The sequence below is a fragment of the Bdellovibrio bacteriovorus str. Tiberius genome, assembly GCF_000317895.1.
Taxonomy (GTDB): domain Bacteria; phylum Bdellovibrionota; class Bdellovibrionia; order Bdellovibrionales; family Bdellovibrionaceae; genus Bdellovibrio; species Bdellovibrio bacteriovorus_F.
Map to the genome: position 1 here is coordinate 1658588 of NC_019567.1, position 19939 is coordinate 1678526.

19 protein-coding genes are annotated in these 19939 nt (G+C 50.0%); 1 reads left to right on the forward strand and 18 read right to left on the reverse strand.

The window, feature by feature from the left end:
• Positions 1–7 precede the first annotated feature (7 nt).
• The 13 genes from BDT_RS07895 to pilM all read right to left on the reverse strand — a co-directional run bounded on the left by BDT_RS07895 (position 8) and on the right by pilM (position 14540).
• Positions 8–1285: a lysine N(6)-hydroxylase/L-ornithine N(5)-oxygenase family protein gene (locus tag BDT_RS07895; protein WP_015090718.1), complete on the reverse strand. Its 1278-nt coding sequence runs from the start codon at positions 1283–1285 to the stop codon at positions 8–10.
• Positions 1282–3030, reverse strand: a complete 1749-nt coding sequence (locus BDT_RS07900) for an IucA/IucC family protein (RefSeq protein WP_015090719.1) — start codon at positions 3028–3030, stop codon at positions 1282–1284. The genes BDT_RS07895 and BDT_RS07900 overlap by 4 nt, the downstream gene beginning before the upstream one ends.
• On the reverse strand, positions 3027–4004 hold the full coding sequence (locus tag BDT_RS07905) for a GNAT family N-acetyltransferase (protein WP_015090720.1): 978 nt from the start codon (positions 4002–4004) through the stop codon (positions 3027–3029). Before BDT_RS07905 ends, BDT_RS07900 begins: the two co-directional genes overlap by 4 nt.
• Complete coding sequence (locus BDT_RS07910; protein ID WP_015090721.1) at positions 4001–5752, reverse strand: IucA/IucC family protein; 1752 nt, start codon at positions 5750–5752, stop codon at positions 4001–4003. The genes BDT_RS07905 and BDT_RS07910 overlap by 4 nt, the downstream gene beginning before the upstream one ends.
• The gene (locus BDT_RS07915; RefSeq protein WP_015090722.1) at positions 5745–6932 is read right to left on the reverse strand and encodes an MFS transporter; all 1188 of its coding nucleotides are present in this window, start codon (positions 6930–6932) and stop codon (positions 5745–5747) included. Before BDT_RS07915 ends, BDT_RS07910 begins: the two co-directional genes overlap by 8 nt.
• Positions 6929–8233 carry a PepSY-associated TM helix domain-containing protein gene (locus BDT_RS07920; protein WP_148278765.1) on the reverse strand — a complete coding sequence of 435 codons (1305 nt, stop codon included), beginning with the start codon at positions 8231–8233 and terminating at the stop codon, positions 6929–6931. The genes BDT_RS07915 and BDT_RS07920 overlap by 4 nt, the downstream gene beginning before the upstream one ends.
• A 199-nt stretch (positions 8234–8432) precedes the next feature.
• Positions 8433–8933, reverse strand: a complete 501-nt coding sequence (locus BDT_RS07925; protein ID WP_015090724.1) for a hypothetical protein — start codon at positions 8931–8933, stop codon at positions 8433–8435.
• Positions 8934–9101: 168 nt separating this feature from the next.
• Entirely contained in the window at positions 9102–10013 is a 912-nt protein-coding gene (locus tag BDT_RS07930; protein ID WP_015090725.1) for an outer membrane beta-barrel protein, read from the reverse strand.
• A gap of 13 nt (positions 10014–10026) precedes the next feature.
• Positions 10027–10416, reverse strand: coding sequence for a hypothetical protein (locus BDT_RS07935; RefSeq protein WP_015090726.1), 390 nt, complete (start codon positions 10414–10416; stop codon positions 10027–10029).
• A gap of 202 nt (positions 10417–10618) precedes the next feature.
• Positions 10619–11050 (reverse strand): single-stranded DNA-binding protein, encoded by a 432-nt coding sequence (locus tag BDT_RS07940; protein WP_011164062.1) that lies wholly within the window; start codon positions 11048–11050, stop codon positions 10619–10621.
• A 165-nt stretch (positions 11051–11215) separates the two neighbouring features.
• Positions 11216–12181 carry a type II secretion system protein GspN gene (gspN, locus tag BDT_RS07945; protein WP_015090727.1) on the reverse strand — a complete coding sequence of 322 codons (966 nt, stop codon included), beginning with the start codon at positions 12179–12181 and terminating at the stop codon, positions 11216–11218.
• Complete coding sequence (locus BDT_RS07950) at positions 12181–12876, reverse strand: hypothetical protein (RefSeq protein WP_015090728.1); 696 nt, start codon at positions 12874–12876, stop codon at positions 12181–12183. The genes gspN and BDT_RS07950 overlap by 1 nt, the downstream gene beginning before the upstream one ends.
• Complete coding sequence (gene pilM / locus BDT_RS07955; protein WP_015090729.1) at positions 12873–14540, reverse strand: pilus assembly protein PilM; 1668 nt, start codon at positions 14538–14540, stop codon at positions 12873–12875. The genes BDT_RS07950 and pilM overlap by 4 nt, the downstream gene beginning before the upstream one ends.
• 451 nt (positions 14541–14991) lie before the next feature.
• On the opposite strand from pilM, the gene BDT_RS07965 reads away from it, so the two are divergent.
• The gene (locus tag BDT_RS07965; RefSeq protein WP_015090730.1) at positions 14992–16239 is read left to right on the forward strand and encodes a hypothetical protein; all 1248 of its coding nucleotides are present in this window, start codon (positions 14992–14994) and stop codon (positions 16237–16239) included.
• A gap of 61 nt (positions 16240–16300) precedes the next feature.
• On the opposite strand, the gene BDT_RS07970 is transcribed toward BDT_RS07965, so the two are convergent.
• From BDT_RS07970 to gspG, 5 genes are read right to left on the reverse strand one after another with little or no spacing between them, the layout of a single operon-like run.
• On the reverse strand, positions 16301–17593 hold the full coding sequence (locus tag BDT_RS07970; protein WP_235046310.1) for a general secretion pathway protein GspK: 1293 nt from the start codon (positions 17591–17593) through the stop codon (positions 16301–16303).
• Positions 17541–18422: a type II secretion system protein GspJ gene (locus tag BDT_RS07975; protein WP_015090732.1), complete on the reverse strand. Its 882-nt coding sequence runs from the start codon at positions 18420–18422 to the stop codon at positions 17541–17543. The genes BDT_RS07970 and BDT_RS07975 overlap by 53 nt, the downstream gene beginning before the upstream one ends.
• A complete protein-coding gene (locus BDT_RS07980; RefSeq protein WP_011164069.1) occupies positions 18422–18922 on the reverse strand; it encodes a type II secretion system protein in 501 nt (166 codons plus the stop codon). Before BDT_RS07980 ends, BDT_RS07975 begins: the two co-directional genes overlap by 1 nt.
• Entirely contained in the window at positions 18919–19503 is a 585-nt protein-coding gene (locus tag BDT_RS07985) for a pilus assembly FimT family protein (RefSeq protein WP_015090733.1), read from the reverse strand. Before BDT_RS07985 ends, BDT_RS07980 begins: the two co-directional genes overlap by 4 nt.
• A gap of 5 nt (positions 19504–19508) precedes the next feature.
• Complete coding sequence (gene gspG, locus BDT_RS07990; RefSeq protein WP_011164071.1) at positions 19509–19919, reverse strand: type II secretion system major pseudopilin GspG; 411 nt, start codon at positions 19917–19919, stop codon at positions 19509–19511.
• Between the last annotated feature and the right edge of the window lie 20 nt (positions 19920–19939).

Consider the following 19939-nt stretch of genomic DNA (forward strand, 5'->3'; position numbering starts at 1 on the left):
TTTCTCTCTAGATGTAGGTAATAAAATTGGGAACAGCCTTCTCGATAGGGAAGATGCTTTTTTGTGTCAGATTATTGATGATGCGCGCGGATCTCCAGGCCATCAGACTGGTCTGCGGTTCGGAAATTCCGTGACCATGACGGCTGAAGTTCAGGGCAAAGATTTTGTTCTGCGCAGAGCCCTGCCAGGAAACCTGGAAGTCCTGATTCATCTGGAAGCGGCCATCCTGATCAAAATTAATCATCGGGCGCAGAGGATCAATCAAAGCCGGGATGTTCACACGGAAGCCCGTGCTTAGAACCACAGCGTCAGCCGCAGCCGTTTCAGATTGTCCGTTGAAGCCATTTTGGATGTGCAGTTTATAACGATCACCGATTTTCGCCATTTCAGTCACACGACGGAACGGCAGAATCTCGATTTCGCGTTTGTCGCCCCAGACATGTTTTAGCTGGTAAAGCTCTCGGTACAAAGTTTCCAGATACTCTGGAGTGTTCCCGTCGCTGGCCAGTTTTTGATATTTCACGATAGGATCTTTCTGATCCTGACCCAGTTGCAGGAATTCCTTCACGTAAGACGGTGTGAAGTATTCATTCACGAACGGGGAGTTATCCAGCGGCTCCAGATTCGGACGGCTGGCAATCAGTTTCAGGCTTCTTGGGTTGCCCCATTTCCCCTGAAGGCAGTTGCGGAAGATTTCAAGGCCGGTTTGACCACCACCCACGACAACAACATCTTTGTTGGTGGCATCAAGCAGTTTCAGATAGCTGGATTTGGCGTGGAAGACATCCGGGCCTTCCAGATCTTGTGCAAACTCTGGCAGGTGCGGGACAAGGCCCGTACCGATACAGATGTTCGTGGCCGTGAATGTTTCACCGTTGATAGTCAGTACGAACTTGCTGCCGTCATAGGTGACGGACTCGATGTCGCTGTCAAAGCTCAGGTGATCAGGCATATTCTGGCTGACCCACTGGCAGTACATTTCAAATTCACGACGGGTGATCGTCTGGCGTCCTGTGTTCAGGAACGCATAGAACAAACCCTTTTGAACCAGGAAGTTCATGAAGCTGAATGGGTTCGTGGGATCCGCAGCCGTCACCAGATCCTTCATGTAGGACGTCTGCATCTCAGAATCCGCGAACATAATTTCAGAGTGCCAGTCAAAGCGGTGCTTGCGATCAAAGAAGCGGAATTTCACATTCGGGGTTTTGCTTAGCAAAGCGGCCAGACTCAGGTTGAACAAACCAATGCCGATACCGATCAGATCATAGTGTTTGTTTTCGTTCATACGCGCCCCTTTTTCAGAGCCAAAGCCACTGGATTTTTCAGATCTTCACCCAGAATTGGCAATGGGCGCTCGGCAGAATCCGCATAGCCGATTTTGAAGCGGACTTTGTTCACCAATACGCGGTGGAAAGTGTCCTGAAGAAGGTCGATTTTGCCAAAATAGTTCAAAGCTCTGATCTCCGGATTTTTAGCCAGATAAGACTCTAAGGTCCTACCCAAAACGGCATAGAATTCAATCTCGGGATATGTATCGCATTCTTGCAAAGTTTCAGAGATAAAACGTAACACCGTTACTAAATGACCAGTCAAAAGATCATGAATCAGATAATGTCTCGGTAAACGGGTCAGATCGAAGCCGGAAAGAGAGCTGGAGTCATCACTCAGGCGCAGATCCCCCTGAAAATCTTTCAGGAAGACTCCAACGGGTGTGGAGTTTTTCAGACGGATGACCACGTTCTGTCCATGGGCCACCAGGCCGATCCCATAGCGGGCCTGCAGGTGGTAAAGCGGGATAAAGACCTTTTCAAAGTACTGGGAAAGCCACTGGCCAATATCCAATCCTGAGGCCTTGGCGTAAGCCCCCAATAGGGACTGCCCCTTGGCATCGCGATGAAACAGACTGCCCGCGATAATCGCGGTTTCGCCCTCAGCAAGGTGGAAGTCCGGACTTTGGCGCCACAATGCTCCCAACAGCTCGTTGTAGCGGTAAGGGGCCTGCTGAATCTGGCTATACAAGCCATGACCGACGGACAGGCCGGCTTTTTCTTCAAGCACGGTCACACCTGCTAGGATGCTGTCTTTTTGGCAAAGCTCGGTCAGAGCGGTGCTTAATGCCGGGCCTTGCTTCATGTACTTGCCCGGGATTCCGCGAATGGCGGACGTGTTCAGAATCGTGATCGGCAGCTTGATATCAAGCTTGCCGGGGCGGGTGATGTTGCTGAACGTGCGCAGACTGATCTGTGGCAGGTACTGATCCCCAAAGGCCCCCAGGAAGTGAATGTGGCCACAGGCCAGATCCGTTCCGTATTGAATTTTGATATAGCGTTCCCACTGCCACGGATGAACCGGGACAAAGTGGTACTCAGACTTTGAGACATTTTTAGCAGCCAGCTGCTTTTCAAAAGCTGTTTTGTCCGAAAGACATTCGTTCAAAATCGCGTCCCAGGAAAGAGGGGCATCCAGTCCTTCCAGGGTTTGGTTTTTGCGAACCGCCACCCAGTAAAACTGAACGGGTTTGGCGTTTTCCGGGCCATACAGATCCTGATCTGCGGCACTCCAGCCGATGCGGCCTTTATTCAGTAATATCTTAGGGTGACCTTTCAACAAGGTCTGAACTTTTTCGCCACTGAATGCGGTCATGTCGTCTGAAGACACCTGACGGTTCAGCTCCAGCACACGCAAGTCTGCGTAAAGGGTGTTGTGCATTTCTTCCAGAAAGTTCGCCAGGATGATGTCATCCATGCCGGTTTCTTGCTGGCAGTCGATAAAGAACTGTCCCGCACTTTCTGCGGCAACACCATTGCGGGTGATGGATGTGGAATCGACTTTCAGATCTGTCCAAAGACCGCGCCAAGCGCTGAATTTGTAAACGGTCTGATTAGCCAAGGTCAGTTCATAAGGGCCGACGACGGACTCATCCCGCGTGGTTGTGGCCACGGGGTTGATCACCTGTTCATAGGTGAGTTCCTGCAGACCTTTTGCGATCATCTGCAGATTGATGTCTTTCCAGTCGGCCAAAGAACTCATAGGTAACGTCCCCCGAAGAAAGCTTCACGACGGCATTCCAGCAAGGCCGCCCGTTTGTGAGGGAAGTCGAATTCTTTGAGTTTCTTCCACGCCGTAAATGTTTCCAGATACTTCAGAACATTGACGTTGTCTGAACGTGGTTCGGCCATGATTTTGCGTGTGCGAGGCTCTTCCAGGAACAGGTAATGGCAGACGGATTTCAAGATGGCATCGGTGTTGGCAAATCCCAGCACGCTGACATCGCCAATCAGGAAGTGGAAACCACGGTCAAAGGCTTCAGAATCATAGTAAGGACCCAGGCGGTCTTCTTTGGTCCAGTACATTTCAAAGTAACCTACAGGTGCGCCGTCGAATTCCAGAATCGTCGGGAACTGGTGGCCGTCTTTCAGACCCTTTGCAAGGTAATCACGCAGTTCTTCTTTGGGTTTGTCCAGCTCCCAGAATTTCAAAACGCGCGGCTGATTGTGCCATTCGTGGAAAATATCCAGATCTTTTTCGATATGCGCCACTCGGAAAGTCAAAACTTTGCCGTCAGCCAGTGTGCGGCGGTAAAGAATCTGACCTTCTGAAATAGCTGGACGAACCGGGTGAGCTACTTCTTTGGTGACGGTCCATTTTTCCGGAGTCAACGCTGTCAATCCGCTGTGAACCCAGATAGGGCGCAGTTGGAAGAAATCATCACGGGAAACTGCAAACGGAGACGCCGTCGCACCCACCAGGGTTTGCAGTTCCGGGTTGGAGTTGGTCACAGTCGCTGACTGCAAAGAAGTGTTTTTGTTAAAGAGCGCTTCCAGAATCGCCAAAGATTCCACAGCCGAAGCCGTTTCGGCAGTCAGGGTGGCTTTGTCGCCGTCGACAGAAACTTTGAAAGGAACTTGAACTTTGTCCGTTTTCAGAAGGCCTGTTGTGCCTTCGATTTGTACGTTAAAAGCCTGACCAGTGGCGCAGGCATAAGTGGAGAATTGGATGTTCATGACAGGGCTCCAGAGAAAGAAATAGGGCTGTCGATCAAATTATAAATAGCTAACGGGTTCGCCACAGTGTTTTCATTCAAGCTTTGCAGACTGCAAATGAAATTACCTTTTTGCCAGATGCGCGCATCTTTGGTCACATAATCCAGGAAACTTGTGTCCGGCAGATTTGGTTTGTACAGACCTTTGATGAAATCATTCATGTCGGCAGTCAACTGTGCTTCGCTGGCTCCTTCAGGGTGTGAAAGGGCCGCCAGAATATTCCAGGTTGAATTCACCAACAGATAGTAAGCAAAAAGAATATTGCCCTTGTTGTCCAGGATGTTGCCGTTTTCACGGGTCAGGCTTGCCACGTCTTTGTGATAAAGACTGTAGCCGTGTTCACTGTAGCCCGTACCCTGACAATCGCGGAAGTAAGCTTTGACTGGCAGATTATTTGAGATACGCAGGATCATATTCTGCTGATGCGCGCCCAGCAAAATACCGTATTGGCTTTGTGCCGTGATAAACGGCTGAAGCGCCACCTGCATATAGTGTTTAAACCACTCGCGGCTGGCGTCTTTCAGGTTTTTACCACTGGACTTGGCAAGGTTCTGCACCTGCTTCCAGATCAGGGTGTCGCCACCCAGCGGATTGTCCTGGGCCAGGGTGGAAACCACGATGTTTTCTTCGCCGGGAATCTCTTGTTGGAATGGATTTTCACGGCAGACCACGATGCTTTCGTTGATGACTTTGCCGTCAGCGGTTTTTAAAGCAGCGAAGGCCGGTTCAAAGATCACTTCAAATTGGGGGTTGTCGTTCAGGAATTTCTTTCCGACGGGGGTCGACATCACATCGTAGACCTGCAGGCCGCGCACGACTTCCACGTCCGTCAGGTGACGGATGGAATTGGTCAGTCGCACGGTCAAAGAAAACTTCAGCATGTACGGGCTGTGTGCTCCGTAGATAGAGCGCAAAGAAGACGTCGGGTGCCAGCTTTCATTGGAAACCGCGCCGCCATCCACAATCAGTCCTTGTTCAGCGTACGACTGAATTGCCGGGTGCTTTAGAAGATGCTGACGCTGCCAGGGATGTACCGGGAAGGGGATAAAGCCTTCTGGTACAGTTTCGGAACCTTCGGCTTGGAACAAACGAGTTGTCCAGTTCTTGGAGGCAAAAGTTTCGGCCGTTTGCACGTGCAGGACTTCGGGTTTTACAAAGAACCAGTGCAGCGGGAAGTGACCGCCCATTTCTGGTGAGTAAATCCCGAAATCACGATCATCAAAACCTTCGCGCATTTTTGGATACGGGTGGAAGTTGTGACCAATCATCAGGCCCTGTTCGGCTTCGATGAAACTGACCTTGCCGGAATAGATGTGCTCAATATCTTTTTCACGGGCTTTCAGGGAAAGCTCCATATTGTGCAGGCTGTTTTCCAGGCGTCCCATGAACAGGTCTTTTTTGGAAAGTTCCAGTTCCCAGTGTTTGCACAAGAAAGTCAAAAGCTCGTTCACGGCGTGGTTGAAATCAACCGATTTCAGTTCGGAACCCTGACGCAGATAGAATGTGCCCACATATTCGTGGCGACCCAGCAGGGATTTTTTGTTCAGCGGAATCAGAATCTCAAAGCCGTTTTTAAGATCCACAGAAATGACGTCCGTCTTTTCCGGGGTTGTTCCTGCTTCAAATGAAAAATTCTGATACTCCCTGAACAGGGAATTCATAAAGCAAGACACCGTGTGTTTCAAAGCCAGTTCGTTAAAATTATGCATAGACCGCCTCGCGACGTCTGTAAAGAAGGGCAATGTTCAGAGCCATGACCACAACCAACGCGGTCATCACACTTTCAATGCCGAAAAGATCCATTTTAAAAGTCAAAGCTGCCAAACCACCACCCAAGGTGTAACCCAAAGTGTTGGCAGCCGCTGCAAGCCCGGCACGACGGCCAAACTGCATCTCAGGTCCGCGTGTGGCCATCAAAGCCATATAGCACGGTGGAATCAGGGACAGCCCCACAGACAACAGAACAATTGCGATCCACAGCTGGGACCAGTCACCCAGATGACCCAGAATCAGGCTTGCCCCCAACAAGGTGGCAACCCCCACGATCATGGCGCCTTGCCATGGATTTTTGAAAAGCACTTTACCCAGGGCTTGAGTGATGACGGCCAGGATCGCACTGACCAAAAGCAATTTTGCCATCAGGACGCTGGAATCCACCGAAGTCAGGTCGAAAGATTTTTTCAAGATCGAAGCCAACGAGAAATTCAAAATGCCAACGAAGCTTGTGAACAAGATCGCCAACGAAAAGATGTCAGAGATATGGCGCAGGGCGGACTTCCATTCACTTAAAGAAATGCGCTCGGTTTTTGTGGTCTTCGGAGCTTCTGATTGAGTGATGCCAAATAGATTTAAGCCCAATACTACCAACGCCCACGCCGTCGTGCTTTGCAAAACCAGAAGCATGTTAGATCCACCACCCAAAAGCAGATACAGCGGTCCCAAGGCGCGGCCGACATTCAGGCTCATGGAATTGGACAACATGGATTTCAAAGGAGTTTGTTCCGGGTGCTGATCAATCTGCAAAGCCTGGGACACCGGCACGATCGCAGCGGCCGTCAGGCCGTAAAGCAGGCGGCTGCCCCATACGGCAAGCTCATTCACCCAGTGAGCACCCGGTGACATCAGCACAACGGTCAGAATAGCGGTGGAAAGAAACAGTCCCAGCATGCCGACGGACAAGACCTTCATGCGGCCCCAGGAATCACTGCGGGATGCCCAGAAGGGGCTGGACCACAGGAACAAAAAACTGCCCACACTGAAACTCAAGACCACAGATGAAATGCTCAAAGCCCCTTTTTCCGCGATGAACGGAATCAGGGTGAACGTCATCATCTGGATGGCACTGAAAGTGGTGGTGTTTAAATGTCCCAGGGCGCTCAGCTTCTTCATTGAGCTCCCTTTTTCAACCACGAGATCAGGAAGTAAACGACGATGGACACCGGGACAACAAGAGCAGCAACAAAAATTGTGTTCAGTGCCCCTTGAACCAGGAAGCTGCCGATAACAGCCGCGGTTGAAAACACGGACAGGATCACCGGTACGGTGTAGATTCTTTTAAACAAGGCACCTTTCCAAGGCTGCACCGAAGTGGCTTTGGCAGAAGCGGCGGGTGCTTTTTTGCGGCGACGGTTCCACCAGATGTAAATGCCTGACACCGGCATCACCAAAGAGGCCACGGACAGGATCACCCACAAAATTTTCAGGAACAAGCCGCCGTAATTTCCGAAATGCAAAGGTTCTGACAGCATGGCGACTTTCAGATACCACGGAAGCTCACGCACTTCGGTCAGCTCACCCGTGACGCCATCGATAATGACCAACTCCACCAGGCGCTCGGTCATCGGAGTGTTTCCATGCATCAGCACCATGAAGTGACCCGGAGGTGAAAATTGCGTGTCGGGGAACACCATAAAATCAAAAGTCGATTCCGGCAGAGCTTTTTGCGCAGACGCGATCACCTTGTCCAACGACGCCAGTGGAGCCTGCGGAGCTGTCGGGTACTGAACATTCAGCTTTTGCAGTTCGCTGTACTGGAAGACCTTGATCAGCGTGGAAGAAAAGCCCAGGAAAGATCCGGTCACGCCGATCATCAAGCTCCAGGCAAAAGCGGTCATGCCGATAAAGCGGTGCAAGTCACCCATGGTCGCGCGGGTGGAGCCGCGACGGACTTCCCCGAAGTTTGTTTTGCGCGCAAAGTTTCCATAGATGAAGAATCCGGAAATCAAAGTGAAGGCATACAGCACACCGATCAAACCGACATACAGCTTGCCGTTGGAACCCAGCAGAAACTCACGATGCAGACGCAGGATGAAGTCCATCACGCCATCAGATTTTTTCGGTGCAGCAACCTCTTCGCCTGTGTGCACGTTGAAATACACGCGGTGGGATTCGCGGAAAAGTTTTGAACCGTTGTTACCCATGCGCAGTTGTGCGACGTCGTGATCGGCCTCTTCAACGTTGAAGGACTGTGGGCGGTCGCCTGGGTATTTCAGCAGGATTTTTTCCAGGTGCGCATCCATCGCCGGAACGACTTCTGCGTGGTGTTCTTCGCCGTCGCCAGCGTTGCCTTCGATTTCGTCCTTCAGGATCAGGATGGTCCCGGTCAGGATCAAAACGAACAGGTGGACGGCGACAAAAATGCCCACATATATGTGGATTTTATAGAGAAATTTAAAAAACCGTCCGTTCACAAAACTTCCTGCGAATAAGAGTCATTTAGGGTCGGTTGGTTTTAATATGGGGCGCCAGAGGGGGCAAGTTCTGTGACTCAATGGAAGCGTATTGAGAAAATATTGGAGGGTCTTTGTGAGGGGGGCTTAGAAATAAAAAAACTCCCATCCGTTTAGGTATGGGAGTTTTTCAAATTTACCAATCAATGGGACGGTAAAATTACTTTACGCGGCCAGTAACTTGGATGTGGATACCAACTTTGTCGGAATCGCACAGGTCTTGAGCGTCAGAAACTGGAACGTAAACAGCTACGCGACCGTGAAGGTATTTGTAGTCGTTTTTAGCCAGCAATTGATCAAGGTAAGCTTTACCAGCAGAGCAGTCAGAAGTGCCGGAAGTTGCGTAAGCTTTGGAATCAGTCAAAGCTACAGTCCACAATGCGTTGTCTGCCAACATCAAAGTGCTGTAGTTACAAGTGGAGTCACCTTCAGTGTAAGTTGCCTTAAGAAGGATGTTGTCCAAAGAGTAGTCTGCAGAAGCAGTTGTGAAGATGATGTTGCGGGAAGAGATATCAACCGGAGTCGCCGTTTGAGTGTTGCCGTCGTCACAAACGTAAGCTGTGAATTTTGCCAACCATCTTTCGCCATCAAGAACCAGATCTTGGTTAGCTTGTGCAGAGAATGGAAGAACCATCATAAGTGCCAGTACGAATTTTTTCATGTTTTCTCCTTAATTGAGGTTTTATGAACTGGCGTGGTTTCTAAAATCAAAGAGGGCAGAAAGCAACTTATGAAATCTAATGAGAATCTATTGATAAAAGCGCCCTGAAAAAGGGAGCTTAAGTGTCCGTATTAAGGTGTATTTTTACAAATTCGACTGCAAGTTCGACTACAGATTCCAAGCCCAGCCGGCTTTGATCACAATCATGCTGGCTTTCACAGTGTCTGAAGCCGGGAACATATTGTATTCGATGCTGACGGGGATGTAGTTTTTGCGATCCATCTGCCAGTCCAAACCTCCACCGAAAGTGAAGACCTGATTGGTGGAGATTTCTGATTCGTTCAGCGCCGTGGAGGACTTGGAAAGCGCCAGCAGATAGCCCATGCCGCCACCCAGCCACACACGGTATTTGTTCTGAATCGGATACCATTTCAAAAGACCATACAGGGACAGATAGTTGATTTTCGCATCACACGTGGTGCTGCTGTTACAAGCTGCTTCGCTTGAGCTGCCCGTGACGTTGAATTGTTCCATCGCTGCGTAGCCGCGGCCCACCAGGCTGTTGTTCAGGGCATAGTCATAGAACCCGCCGAAGCCAAAGCCGGTGCCGGACATGCTGGCAGAAGCTTTCTGGCTGATGCCGAAGCTGTCGCGATAAGTGATGTCGGCATCCATGGTGTTCATCATATAGCCGCCCAAAACGCCCCAGGAGTCCTTCAGGACGCGCAAATAGCCGGTAGCATTGCTTTGCTTGGGGGTGGACTCTTCGCCTGTCTCAGCCGGGGCGTCAGCGGACATGGCGGAGGGCGCTTTGGCCTGCAAAGTAAAGCCATCAGCGGCTTTACCACGCACGATTTCACCCAGAGCTTTGCTGCCTTTGACTTGTTTGATGCGAATGATGGCCGAACGTTTTTGTGTGGACGGGTTGATCAGATAGAATTCTTCACCCACCTCGGTGGCATCGCCATCCAGATTGATCAGAACTTTTTGCCCTTTGACTGCAGAAACCGATGCGGCAAGGCCTGTGGAGGAAAAACAAAGCAGAAGACTCAAAGCGCACAGCTGGTTTTTGAAATTCACTCGGGGACCTCTTCTATTCCAGTGTCATCAGGTTGTTTTCAAGTTCACGGATGAATTGATCTTTGTACAAGGTCCAGACGGTCTCGCTGGCGAACTGATAGATGCAGGACTGAGTCGACTTTTCGCTTTTTTGCAAAGCTTTGACTTCGACCACTTCACCGCGGTGAGTGCGCCAGATCTCCAGATCGTTTTCTGAAAGGACAAGTTCGTAGGTGTGAGAAGGGAATTCCTCGTTGAACCAGGTCTCAAGTTTTCCTTCTTTTTTACAACTGATCAGCTGGAAAGAAGCGGCAGCCACTTTGCCCGGAGCTTCGGATTCAAACTGCTTACGACCCTCCGAACGGTAGATTGTACAACCGCTGAGTAAAACCACAAAAAGGGAGGAAAGTATGAAACTTTTCATAGCCCTTTAATTATAAGAACTTAAAAGGCAAAAAAAAAGCCCCGAATTACTTCAGGGCTTTAGGCTAATCCCAAAAATCACTAAGGGATCAAAATGGTCTGAATGCAAGGCGGATGAGTTTCGCCCGCAAGGAGGCGTAGCCTAAGCTACGCTGGATGAGGACGAAGCTCATTCAACGCAGCAGGCGGGCCGTTTTCATCCCTTAGAATGGAATTTCGTCGTTAGAGTTGAAGCTAGGCTCCGGACCGAAATCCTGGAAGTTGAAATCGTCGTTACCCATAGAGTTGCCAGAGGATTTTTCGCCACCAGCTGCGCCCAGGAATTGAACTGTGGAAGCCACGATTTCAGTCGTGTAGCGTTTTTGACCTTGTTGGTCTTCCCACTGACGAGTTTGCAATTTGCCTTCTACGTAAACCTGACGGCCTTTGGAAAGGTGTTTGCCGCAGATCTCAGCCAATTTGCCCCATACAGTGATACGGTGCCATTCAGTGCGCTCTTGGCGTTGACCGTCTTTTACCCATGACTCACTTGTAGCCAGATTCAAACGCGCAACAGTGCTGCCACTGCCGATTGCCTTAACTTCAGGATCAGCGCCCAAACGGCCTACAAGGATAACTTTATTTACTCCGGACATATTCCCTCCAAATATTAATTAACCAGTTCGTTTTTTGTCAGAACGGGAGCTAAGTCAATAAGGACTTAGCTTCAGGATTGTATTGTGAATAGGGTGAGCAATATTTAGGCAGAGCCCCGCATCAAGTTAATTTAAGCGGGGCTGGTGGGGGATCTAATAATCGGATTAACGCACGGCGCCGATGCTTGGCGGCATCATAGGATTGCTGGCGGAAACCTTGAATTTGTACTGGGAGCCTTCGGAGGTCGGTGTTTTATAACCGTCAATGAACGTCAGGAACAAAGCCGCACGCTCTTGGAAGCTGCGTTTGGTTTTAAGATCCACTTCGATATTATAAGCACCAATCTGATGACCGAAAGAGTTTCCACGATTCACAATCGTCAGGCCGATCTTGCCTTTAATAGTACCGTAAAGTTCATCGCCCGGTTTACCAATGGTTCCGGTTTCAATCACGAACTGTCCGGCGGCCAGACGGCCTTTCAGTTCCACCGTGCTCAATTTCAGATCCGGCAACGTCAATGGGCCCATCGGGGTGTTCACGTTGGAAGGCGGAAGCTCGAACTGATTGATGGAAAGATTCATTTCAATGTCGGGCTGTTCCTGGAAAGTCAGATCGGCCAAAGCCGTGGACTCCAGATTCAGCTGACCTTTTAGCAGAACAGGCAAGTTCGCCATTTCGCGCAGATCATGCAGGGAAATCTTTTTCGCGCTGACTTCGATCTTGTGGCGTTCAGCACCGTTTTCGGTTTTGCTGCCTTTACCCACTTGAACGTCGACGTCACCTTTCAACAAACCCTTTGCAGACACATGGCCGTAAGGTTTTTGCTGAATCAGGCCACGAACCGACGGAGTGATCACCAGCTCCGTCGCTGAAATCGCCGGAGTTCTGATGGATTCAATATAGACTTGATCCATCTTCACGCCCGGTTGCGGGAACAGGCTCATTTTTAGTTTTTCAAACTGCACGTAAACAGAATTATTGGAAAGACGGGACACCTGGGAAGAAATCAAATCACTCAGGTCGTCAAACGGGAACAGCAGAAAAACAAAGACCAGGGCGGAAACCACCATGACAAAGATTTTGCCTTTGCTTTCGCGGATCAATTTCAGCAACTGACGAAGTTGTTCCATTATTCGTCTCCGCTGTCGTTGTTGTTGTTACGTTTGAAGCGGTTGCCGCGCGAAGGAGGCTCGGGAGCTTCCGGTGCCGGGGCGGCAGGGACGGCCAAAGCCACCATCTTGTAAACCACGTCAAAATAGCGGTTGTCCTCGCGGTTGGCGGTCATCACCATGTCTTTCATTTTCACACTCGGGTTGATGCTCTGGAACTGATAGCCCAGATCCAGCACCTGACGGATGTTTAGTTTTGCAAGGCTGACCTGCAAAAGACCTTCTGTCAGATTTTTAGGAACCAGATTGGAATTGTTGTCCTGAATCTCGGTGCCTTTGATCTGTTCCGGCAAAAGATTCGCCGCCTTGATCTGATTGTCGATGTTGTTGCGAATCATGTCCATGCTTGGCGCCTGGGGAATCTGCGGAACATCCGAAGATTCACGGCTGACCTTCAGCAATTCACGAATGGTCATGCGTTTGCTTTCAAATTCGCCGACGTATTCAGTGGACTGAGTGTATTTGCCATAAGGAATGGACAGGATGATCAAAGAAACCAGCGCCACGCCACCCACCAAAGTGAGCTTTTGCATGGCCGGAGTCATGTTTTCATAGCGGTCGCGCAGCTGATTGTAAGCACCACTTTCCTGGATACGTTCCCAGGTCACACGGGCGTCGCTGACAAGTTTTTCTTTTAAATCGTCAAAACTGCTCATCTTGTCACCTTCTCAACATTGCGATCGACATTGAAGCTGAATGAAAAAGCGGTGCGGCCGGGCAGAGCGCCCAGCGTGCTTTGGCCACTTTTCACCTGACCATCCGTGGAAACGTTGGTCAGTGCCTGCTGCAGAAGACTCATTTCACGCGGAGAGTTCACATACCCTTGCAAAGTCACCTGAGCATCCTGAATCGCCATTTGCTGGATGTCCAAAGTGATCGAGGACTTCGGCGGAGCCGCATCGTTGATCTTTTTGGCGATGTCCAGGGCGGAGTTCATATTGGCAACGCTCGCCAGAGTTTTAAGATCAGCGGCGCGTTTTTTGTTGTCACGGATGTACTTGCGAATGCCGTTTTCAGAAGCCGCACGGCCTTTCAGACCTGCGACTGTCTTGGCTTGGGACTTCAGCACTTCCTGAGTGCGGTCCGCAAGGCTTAAAGCAAAGCTTTCACGCAAAGACGAGTACACAAACAGAACCACCAAAGCCGCTGTGGCCACTTTGATTGTCGAGCCCCATTTTTCCCAGAACATTTTCAGCTGGTGATTTTCTTTGGCGAATTCACCGCGCAGGAAGTTCAAAGGTGGGTTTCTTGGTTTTTTGAAGCCTTCAATCGCCAGTCCCAAAGCCACGCCACAAATTGCGCCATGGTAAGCTGAGCGTTCGAAGTTTACATTCGGGATCTGATCCAGAACCGACACGCGGTTCACCGGAACTTCCAGAACTTGCGTCAGGAATGGGCCCAGATTCTGAATCTGAGATACACCGCCGGTCAGGTGGATGCTGTTGATCTGGGCATTGAATTCACTTTTCATTTCCAGAATCGCCAGTTGCAGATCCCGCGCCATTTCGCGCACGCACTTGGCAATTGTGTCTGAGAAAGTCACCTGATCGAAAGTGGCACCCTGTTTATTGGTCAGGATGAATGCTTTGGTCTGAAGTTCTTTGATCGCTTCGATGTACGGAATTTCGTATTTCTTCGCAATGGCGTCAGCGATATTTTTACCGCCCCAAAGAATAGACCCCACCTGAATCAAAGAGCTGCCTTCAAAGGCACACACCAAAGTGCGGCTGTGCCCGATGTTCAAAGTGATAGTGACCTGACGAACGGGTCTGACTTCTTCTTCCAGTCCCAAAGCCGGAGCTGTCAAAGCGGGTGGGGCTTCATTCCAGCGTTCGAACACGTTCGCAAAGGAAGTGCCCTCGGAAGAAATGATGAACGGATCCATGTTGGAATCCTGCGCACGCTGAATTAGATTCTGCACGTGGATTTTTGGAGCCGCACACGCCAGAACTTCCGCGCCGGAACCTACCGTGCGGATGATTTTAGCGTCAAAGATGGCATTGTCAGATGAAAATGGCAGATCTTCTTCAAGTTCAAAGGCCAGAGATTTGGAGATCTTGATGCGGTCATTGAACGGGAAGAATTTGTTTCGAATCGCCACGCGATTTTGTGGCAATGCAAAGTTGAACCGAGTTTGTGACGGGTCATAAAGACTGGAGAGGTCACGCAAATACTCAAGGATTTCAAGCTCCTGATCAGCGCCTGGAGAAATTCCGAGTGGATGCTCCATGAACTGAGTTACTTGAAAGCCCTTTGAAGTGGACTGCACTTCAACAACCTTGATGCTGCTGGATCCGATGTCAATGCCGAGAGATTTCAAAGCAATTCCTCCATGAACTGGCTTTGGTCTAAGTTTATGCGACGTTTGGCTCTGTGTATAGCTATTATTGTCGCCACGCCATCCGGGCTCAGTCGGTGCCGCAGCTTCGCTGCGGTTCGCGCATCCATGCGCCACCGAAGGGCGACAATAACAGCTATACACAGAGCCAATGGCATAAAAGACCTGCATCTTGGTGCGGGGGATGTAGGCTGTTCCCCTTTGGGGAAGGCGCGGTGGGGATGGGGATGCTGGATTTTGGTCGAGGTGTGGGTGGTTATTGGGTGACGCGCTTCGCCCTCGTAGCGAGGGCGGATTGCGTTAACTGCTAGAGATGGAGGGTTGTCGAAATATTGGACGGCCCTTGGAAATTTTGCTGGTTTCTTCGATGTAATCATACAGAAACGTATTTAGTGGTAGAAACGCGGATCAAATTCAATCTTTTGAGGTTTTCATGCGTTTTTTTGGCGTCTTTGTGCTGGTCTGTCTTGTGTCGTTTAATTCACATGCTTTGTTTGGGAAGAAGAAAAAAACCACCCCTGTTTCAGAGTATTCAAAAGGCCATACGGTTGTGACTTCAGATGGGTGCCGCTTGAATCTGTCAGTGTTGTATATAAATCCTAAAGATAAGCATATGTGGAGTGGCGCATGTCCGGGTGGGAATGCTGAGGGTTTTGGTTGGGTTTCTGTTCAGCAGTATGACGGTGTTTTTGTTAAAATTTATGGTGTTCAAATGCAGCGAGGTGCGGTTATTCCTGGCAGCTATTATGTGAACTCCCTTCAAACATACTATTACTATATTGCTGGCACCGATTCCGTGGATTACTGCGATGGTAAAAATAATAGCAATGCTCAGCAATGTGCGAAGATCAACTCTTGGCTTGCTGCAAATCAACCAACTCAACAAGTGATGTCCTCCAATGGATGTAAACTGGAACAGCCTAGTGTAATTGTGCGTGGACCTAAAGTGACGTGGAGTGGGAAGTGTGAAAATGGATATGCAGAAGGGTATGGCTATGTGACCGTACCCAATGTGAATCAAAAAGGACAAGAGGATGGCAAGTGGTCTTATTTGATTCGGTATAGTCAAGGTAAGAAAATCGCTGGCAGCTATTTCTTGTATGATGTGGTTCTAAACTCAGGAACCAAAAGCACGGTAGTTTTTCGTATGGGAGCGGCTTTGTCCCCAATGCATATTGAGACTTTAAAGCCCTGCGCTACCATCAAACCTTGCAAAGAGCTGATGGCTGCAAAAGCTTTGGGTGGGAAAAATCCTGAAGGGATGGCGCCGGTTTCTGATTTCATGCCTCCGATTGCTGACACTCGTGGGGGTGGGGATCGTCCTCCGGCATTTGATCCGAACCCTAATCCAAATCGTCCAGCCAATCCGGCGCAGCCACCGATGAATGGTGGGAATAATTCTTCTTCTGCTGGCGGCTATGGTATCGGCAAGTACAAAGCTCCGAAAGTGGCTTGTGATGACTATGCTTTGGGCCTTGAGATGGACAAACATTCTGCGACGATCAATGAGGGTGTGGGAGTTTGCGACAACGCGAAAGCTACGGCGAAGCTTTATGAGTTCTATGCGAACTTGTTAGAGGCTAGTTGCCCGAGCAAAGCAGCCGAGGTGGCGCAAGTGCGTGAAGCGGTTGAATCTGCCAAACAAACGATTCGTGGCAGTTGCGCTGATTATGGCTACTAGTTAGAAAAGATTAGATTTAAAAAACAAAAACCCCGGTTCATCGCCGGGGTTTTTTATTTTTCTATCTTTCATTCCAATAGACAACTCTTGGCGGGCCTTTGGGGATTTGTGTGGCGTTGTTGCCGGCGTTACCTCCGCCGGGATTACCGCTTGGGTTGCCTCCGGCGGCGGGGTCGGGATTGCCGCTGCTTTGGTCGCCACCGGCTGCAGCCTTTTTGTCTTTGTCGACGTATTTTTTCACTTTGCTTGCGGTTTTTTGCAAGTCCATCACCACCGCAACAATTTCGCGGGTGGCGCCGGCGAATTCACCGGTGCTGCGGATTTTAAAGTTCATCACGCTGTCGCAGATCAGCGGAACGTCTTCAGGATTTCCTTCCGTGCGGATGCCTTTGCCTTGAACGAATTGCCAGAAATCGCTGCTGCCGCCGCCTTGGTCACATTTGAACTGTCCACCTTCTTCTTCAGATCCGCGGCGTTTGATGATCTCGGTGACCACTTCGTCGGTCATGGCCGGGTCCAGGGATTTTAGAACTTCGCGGGTGGCGATGTTCGGGTTGATCCCTTTCATTCCATAAATGGTCACTCGCGGGGCCAGCAGGTCATAGAAGTCATCGTTCATGCCTGGAACCATGTGCAGTTCCGCGATAGATCTGAACGGACGGTTCGGAGGATAGTAATCGCTTTGCGAAGCCTGGTTCAGTTCAGCATAATTGGCGCGTTTGTCGCCGCCGTTTAACGAAGCGGACTTCGGGCTCATCCAGTCGGCGATGTTGTTCACCAGTTCGTCAAATCGGACGTTGCTGTATTCACGCTGGAAGTTTTCGTCTTCTTTAATTTTTTGCGCAAAGATGGTGACCAGCTGTTTTTTCGTCAGTTCCTGCAACGACTTTGACGGGGAGGCCAAGTCATTCAGGTCGATCTTGGATCCTTCATCCTCGATCGTCACAATGTAGCTTGTGTCCATCGTGGAATCGGCGACGGCCTTTTTGAAGGCATCTTTGTCGATCGCGCTTAATTCATCCGGGATCGGCAGTGGCCACGCAAACGGGAACTGCCAGATTTGATCCAGCATCTTGGTGTCACCCAGCTTGTCGCCCAATTTGCTCTGGGCCTGTTGATAGATCTTGATACGCAGCAAGCTCAGCTGCATGCCGGATTTAGCGGCATAATATGCTTTCACGCGGTTTAAGCCCTGTGAATTCACCAGATATTCGACGTTGGAATCATAGGACACTTCCATCGCAATCCACATCATCAGCATGATACAGGCAATCGCGATCATCAGCGCGATGCCTCGGGCATTATTGATTGGGCGCTTGAGTTCGCGGCCAAGAGCTTTGATTGCCTTGAGCATTTGCACCCTCCTCTGGATTGTTCGGGAAGTGAATAGGGACGATAAGTTGCATTGAATACTTTTTGCTTTTCCCGGCGGTTTTCTTTTCCACGGTCAAAGAGATCTCAACTGCTTGAGGGAATTTGCCTTTGGTCGCTGCATCGCCTTGAGCATCCGTGCGCCAGTCATTGGCCCAATCTTGTTTGCCTTTACCCATATAGCGCAGTTTGAATTCGCTGACGTTTTCAAGCAAAGCCACTTCGTCGCCACCTTTGGTGACATCCAAGTCCACATAAGGGGAGCTTCGGCGCCACAGGCATTTGGAACTGCCGCCACCTTCGCGCAGTGATTTACAGTCGCGCAGGGTATAGCCGACTTCGATAAAGTCTGCCTGTTTGGTGTTTCTGACGGTGCGGGCATTGTTCATGGTCACGAAATTGATGGACTCGTTGTTACCCACGAAGTGGGTCTCAGGATCACGACGGGGAACTTCGCGTTGTTCTGCCGGGTCTTGTGTTTCATTGGTGATCGGGCCGGGGTTGCCGCCAGGGAATCCGCCATTAGGGATGGTGCCGCCGCCGGGATTGCCATTGTTGTTTGTATTCTTTTTCTTGATCAGCTGTTCCAGCTCTTTTTCAACGTCGCGATAGTGGTAAGCCAGATTGATGTCTCTTTCCAGCAGGCGCAAACCGTCGCGCATACGGGACACATCATCGATCTGATCCTGCAGTTTGACCTTGGCCTTCACGGCCTGTTGAATGGCCTGCGCCGTCAGCATCGTGAGTGTCCCCAGGATGGTGATCGTGATCATGAGCTCAATCATGGTAAAGCCGCGGTTGTGTTTCATCATCACATCCCCGGCATCGAAGGCAGTGGCAGTTCCTTGTCATAATCGACAAAGTACTGGGTGGCGGAAAACTCCAGCGGTTTTTTCGCCCCTTTGTAAATGACTGTAACTTTGACTTCTTTCACCGACTTGGAAAGGTGCTCTGTCAGTGTCTTCATCACGGTCAAAGCCATTTCATCCGCACCCCCAGCCTGAGCGGTCAGGGTCGCTGAAATATCCGGAACTTCAAATTCTTTGGAGGTCATTTTCCAGGTGTATTGCGGGTACTCAGAGCCAAAGTCGTCTTCGGTTTCTTCGGGGATGGAGTCCAGAGGTTTTCCGGCGTACTCCATTTCGACTTCGACCATTTTTCTTTCAAGCAAAGCTGTGACTTCGGTGGAAAGCTGGGTCTTGCGGACACGCATGAAAGAACCGCTCCAGGAATTCGCCAAAAGCATAATTCCCGAGGACAGGATCACCATCGCCATGATGGTTTCAATCAATGTGAATCCGTTTTTTTTCACCGCTGGACTTCCTTTAACGAAGAAGCTTTCTCAATGATATCAGCTTGACCCGTTAAAGGATTAAAAACAAGAGTCCAAGTTAAATTATTTCCATTCGTGATCTGCACAGCAGAGGCTTCCACAAAGCCCTCTGGGAAGAAATGGATGTAGGCCACCCCGGAAGTCATAGGGGATTTCATATTCACAGTTTCAACCGAGGCAAAACGCAGGCCCTCGGGAAGCTCTTTTTCTTTTTTCAGCAGGGACTTGTCCATCTGAAACAGTGGAGGAGGAGCATCCTCTTCATCCCGGTCTTTTTCTTTTTCCGCGGCTTCAGGATCCACAGCTTGGGGGCCACTGGCGCGTTCCAGCCAATACTTTTCCTCTCCCGGTTCCATGCTGATGGCCAGGCGGTAAGTGGAGTTGGTCAAACGGGCTTTGTTGCGGATTTCTTTGGAAAGAACGATGAAGTTGCGGGCGACGGTCTTGATGTTGCCGTCTTTTTTGAGAAGTCGGGGGGCTCCCACTGTGATCAAGGCGGCCATAATGGCCAGCACGATCATGATCTCAATGAGAGTGAAACCCCGCTTATTGCCAAGCATCTGAATTAGTTCAGATCATCCAGCGTGATGTCTTTGTCAAAGCCAGAACCACCTTCGCGGCCGTCTTTACCCAAAGATTTCAAAGAGTATTCGCCACCTTCCAGTTCGTAAACCAGATCGTGACCGAATGGATCCTGAAGTTTCTTGGTGTAGTAAGGCTGAGGACCCCAGTTGGAGCAGTTTGGATCAGCAGTTGTCAGGCCTTCCAAAGTCTGAGGATATTTACCGCAATCCGTGTAGTACATGGAAAGGGCGTTCACGATTTGTGTCAGTTGGATCTTAGCCTCTTTGGCTTTGGATTTATCCAATTGTCCCGTGATGTTAGGAAGAAGAAGAGCTGCGATACCACCGATGATGGCAAGGACGATCATGATTTCAATCAGAGTCATACCCTTGCGGTTTTTGAGAAGAGACATACTTACTCCTTTTTACAGAC